Origin of the sequence: Streptomyces sp. NPDC047072 (assembly GCF_040643855.1) — a bacterium.
Classification (GTDB): Bacteria; Actinomycetota; Actinomycetes; order Streptomycetales; family Streptomycetaceae; genus Streptomyces.
Genome location: NZ_JBEYVC010000335.1, coordinates 1 through 3,696 on the forward strand (window position 1 = coordinate 1; position 3,696 = coordinate 3,696).

General features: G+C 72.0%; 5 protein-coding genes. 2 read left to right on the top strand and 3 right to left on the bottom strand.

Annotation, left to right across the window (positions count from 1 at the left end):
- The 3 genes from ABZ896_RS52255 to ABZ896_RS52265 all read right to left on the bottom strand — a co-directional run.
- A partial coding sequence (locus ABZ896_RS52255) for an alpha/beta hydrolase (protein WP_360946450.1) occupies positions 1–512 on the bottom strand: 512 nt, incomplete at its 3' end.
- 25 nt (positions 513–537) lie between these two features.
- Positions 538–978, bottom strand: coding sequence for a DUF2267 domain-containing protein (locus tag ABZ896_RS52260; RefSeq protein WP_360946453.1), 441 nt, complete (start codon positions 976–978; stop codon positions 538–540).
- A gap of 116 nt (positions 979–1,094) precedes the next feature.
- Complete coding sequence (locus tag ABZ896_RS52265) at positions 1,095–1,520, bottom strand: Hsp20/alpha crystallin family protein (protein ID WP_360946459.1); 426 nt, start codon at positions 1,518–1,520, stop codon at positions 1,095–1,097.
- A gap of 165 nt (positions 1,521–1,685) precedes the next feature.
- Between ABZ896_RS52265 and ABZ896_RS52270 the strand changes: the two genes are divergently transcribed.
- Both ABZ896_RS52270 and ABZ896_RS52275 read left to right on the top strand, forming a co-directional pair.
- Positions 1,686–1,988, top strand: a complete 303-nt coding sequence (locus tag ABZ896_RS52270; RefSeq protein WP_360946456.1) for a hypothetical protein — start codon at positions 1,686–1,688, stop codon at positions 1,986–1,988.
- 113 nt (positions 1,989–2,101) lie between these two features.
- A complete protein-coding gene (locus ABZ896_RS52275) occupies positions 2,102–3,535 on the top strand; it encodes an alginate lyase family protein (RefSeq protein WP_360946462.1) in 1,434 nt (477 codons plus the stop codon).
- The last annotated feature ends 161 nt before the right edge of the window (positions 3,536–3,696 follow it).

The following is a 3,696-nucleotide window of genomic DNA, read 5'->3' on the forward strand; positions in this document are numbered from 1 at the left end:
GAGGAGGGCGGCGACGCGATGGGGGTGCCCCCGCGCGAGGTTGTTCGAGCGTGGGGGAGTCGGCAACCGACGACAACGCCGCAGACGGGCGTGCCCAGCCCCGCGACGCCGGCATGATCCGCCGGACAGGCCCTGGGCCCCGCGGGCCCGGCCTCGACGAGGACCAGGGAGCGCACCAGCTCCGGACGGCCGGCGGCGAGCAGCATCGCCGTACTCCCGCCCATGGACTGGCCGACCACGACCGCCGGACCGAGATCCAGCGCCGCTTCGACGGCCACGGCGTCCCCCACATGGGCGGCACGGCTCACCGACGCCGGGCGCCGGGTGCTCGCGCCGTGCCCACGGGCGTCGTACGCCACCACCCGGTGCCCCGCCGAAACCAGCCTTGCGGCCAAGTCGTCCCACTCCCCCAAGTGGCCCGCCAGGCCGTGCAGAAGGAGTACGGGGATTCCGGGACCGGACCGGTCACGGTAGGCGATGCGGGTGCCGTCGGGGGCGGTGAGCAGGGGCAACGGCCCTCTCCCTTCCTGAACCGGCTCACACCATAGGCGCCAGCTCCGCCTTGCCGAACAACAGGGCGTAACCCGGCGGGAGTTGGGCGAGGACGTCGTTCACCACCTGGTCCCCCACCACGTCCGGCAGGACACCGAGCACCGAGCTGACGTCCCAGCGGGCCGTCGCCGGGGTCGCGCCGTCGGTGCGGTCGGCCACCGAGGCCACGAACTCGGCGGCCGGCAAAGGGTGGTTGACCGGGATCCGGGACGCCACGATCCTGGCCGCCTCCTCGGGGAGGGCGCGGGCGAGGGCGACGCGCTCGTCGCCGGTGACGTGGTCGCCGAGGGCGGACAGGACGACACGGGTGACGCGTTCCGCCGCCGCCCGGGTCGGGTACTGGCCGGCCTCCCGCACCGCGTCGACCAGCCGGGTCCAGCCGGGCGACGGTTCGATGGCCGCGGGAGGGGCACTGAGGACGGTCATGTACGGCTCTCCTGGGGTTGGTTGCACGGGCGTTCCGCGGACGGCCTCCTGGTCACCCACTCGGCACCCACGGGCTCTTGGCCACCCGCGGAACGCCACCCTCTTCTTCTTCCTGCTCAGCCGGTGATCTGCCGGCGCTCGCCGCCCCCGCCGGTGATCTGGATGCGGCGGGGCTTGGCCTGCTCGGCCACGGGGATGCGCAGGGTCAGGACGCCGGAGTCGTACGAGGCGTCGATGCGCTCCGTGTCGAGGGTGTCGCCGAGGAAGAGCTGGCGGGTGAACGAGCCCGTGGGGCGCTCGGCGACGATCATCTCCGCGCCCTCGGGGGCGGGGCCGCGGCGCTCGGCGCGGACGTTGAGGACGTTGCGTTCGACGTCCAGCTCGATCGTCTCGGGGTCGATCCCGGGGAGGTCGAAGTGGACGACGAAGTCGTCCCCCGACCGGTAGGCGTCCATCGCCATCGCGGCGGGACGGGCGCTGGAGCCGAACACCTGCTGCGCGAGCCGGTCGAATTCGCGGAACGGGTCGGTACGCATGAGCATCACGGGTCACTCCTCTCTTCCGGTGTTGAGGTGCGATGCCCTACGGCTTCTTATATAGCTCGGAGGAGGAAACTTGACAACCCCCGACTCACCTTCGGGGGACCGGTCCGGTCGGGAGCTAGCCTCGGACACCGGGCACATCCCTCAGCACGGCAGGAGACAGACATGGCCAGGGTTCCCAGTGCGGCGATCGCGGCGGGCGGGCTCGTCGGCGGGTACGGCGTGGCCCGGTGGACGAGGAAGCGGCAGCTGGGCGGGGCGGTGCTGGCCGTAGCCGGAGCGGCGGCCGCCCAGCAGTGGCGCCGCCAGGCGGGCGACAAGGCGGCCGGCGCCCTGACCGCCGCGTACGTGGCCGCGTTCGCGGGCTCGCACCCCCTGGCCAAGAGGGTCGGCGCGTGGCCGGCGGTGTTCGGAGCGGCCGGAGCGGTGGCCCTGGCGTCCTGGGCGGTGGCGGACCGCAACGGCTGAGGCTCCCCCGGCGTTTTTTCGTTATCCCAGCCACTCCCCCGCGTCTCCTGTGCGTCCCCAGCCATCGGACGCGAGGAATGGACGCAGTGACTTCACAGATCAGCCGACGCAGCATGCTCAAGGCGACCGGAGCGGCCGGTATCGCCGTGGCCGCGACCACGACGGCCGCCGGCGCGACACCGGCCGCCGCGGCCGGCACCGCTTTCGCCCACCCCGGCCTGCTGCACACCCGAGCCGATCTCGCCCGCATGGCGGCCAAGGTGAAGGCGAACGCGGCCCCCTACACGGCCGGTTACGCCAAACTGACCGCCAACCGCCACGCACAGAGCGGTTGGACGCCCAACCCGCAGCAGACGGTGTACCGAGGAGCGGGCTCGCCGCAGAACTACGCGATCCTCTACAACGACATCCACGCCGCGTACCAGAACGCCCTGCGCTACCACGTGGGCGGCGACGAGTCCCACGCGGACACCGCGGTGACCATCCTCAACTTCTGGTCCTCAAAGCTGACTTCACTCGCCGGCAGCGCGGACCGCTTCCTCGCGGCCGGACTCTACGGCTACCAGTTCGCCAACGCGGCCGAACTCGTCCGCGACCACCCCGACTTCGACCTGTCCCGCGCGCAGTCCCTCCTGAGCGAGGTCTTCGCGAAGCCCAGCGACGACTTCCTGGTCCGGCACAACGGCGCGGTCATCACCAACTACTGGACGAACTGGGACCTGTGCGCGATGGCCTGCGTCCTCGCGGCGGGCATCTTCTGCGACGACAGATCCCAAGTCGCCCGCGCGGTGGACTACTTCAAGCACGGCGAAGGCCTGGGCTCCGTCAGGAACGCGATCCCCGTCCTGCTCGACGACGGACTCGGCGAATGGCTGGAGGCGGGCCGCGACCAGGGGCACGCCCTGCTCGGCGTCGGCCTCATGGGCACGTTCTGCGAGATGGCGTGGAACCAGGGCATCGACCTCTACGGCTACGACGACAGCCGCTTCCTCAAGGGCGCGCAGTACGTGGCGAAGTGGAGCATGGGCGGTGCGGTCCCCTACACCGCGAACACCCGTAAAAAGGGCGCGATAGGAGGCTGGTCCGGCTCCGAAACGGCCACGCGGGCGGCGGGCGTCGACCCCGCCATGACCCGCCCCATCTGGGCGATGATCGCCAACCACTACACAAAACGCCGCGGCCTCCCGGCGACGTACCTCACCCAGATCGCCGCGAAGTCGTCACCCGAGGGCGGCGGCGGAGACTACGGCCCCAACAGCGGCGGCTACGACCAACTGGGCTTCGGCACGCTGACGTTCACACGGGACAGGTCGACACGGGTGACTCCGTCGGCTTCAGCGTCACCCTCCGGCTCGGGGGCGAGTGCGCAGACCGGGGGGTCGGTGGAGGTGTCCGCGTCGCCGAGTACCGGGCAGGATCTCGCGGCGACAGGGTCCAACGACATCGTCGGCTGGTCTGCGGCGGCGGGGATCACGGCAGTAGCGGGAGGACTTCTGCTGCTGCGCCGTCGGGATCGGGGTCGTAGCGCGTCACGGGGTGCGGAGTGAGGTTGTAGGGCGGGTGCGGGTGAGTGGGGGCTGGTCGCGCAGTTCCCCGCGGGTGCCTGCGGCGCCTGGGCGGGTGCGGCCCGGTGGGGGCTGGTCGCGCAGTTCCCCGCGGGTGCCTGCGGCGCTTGGGCGGGTGCGGCCCGGTGGGGGCTGGTCGCGCA

What these genes read in the sequence shown, in the direction of transcription:
- ABZ896_RS52260 (WP_360946453.1), bottom strand. Translation starts at nt 978, where the DNA reads ATGACCGTCCTCAGTGCCCCTCCCGCGGCCATCGAACCGTCGCCCGGC.
- ABZ896_RS52265 (WP_360946459.1), bottom strand. Translation starts at nt 1,520, where the DNA reads ATGCTCATGCGTACCGACCCGTTCCGCGAATTCGACCGGCTCGCGCAG.
- ABZ896_RS52270 (WP_360946456.1), top strand. Translation starts at nt 1,686, where the DNA reads ATGGCCAGGGTTCCCAGTGCGGCGATCGCGGCGGGCGGGCTCGTCGGC.
- ABZ896_RS52275 (WP_360946462.1), top strand. Translation starts at nt 2,102, where the DNA reads ATGCTCAAGGCGACCGGAGCGGCCGGTATCGCCGTGGCCGCGACCACG.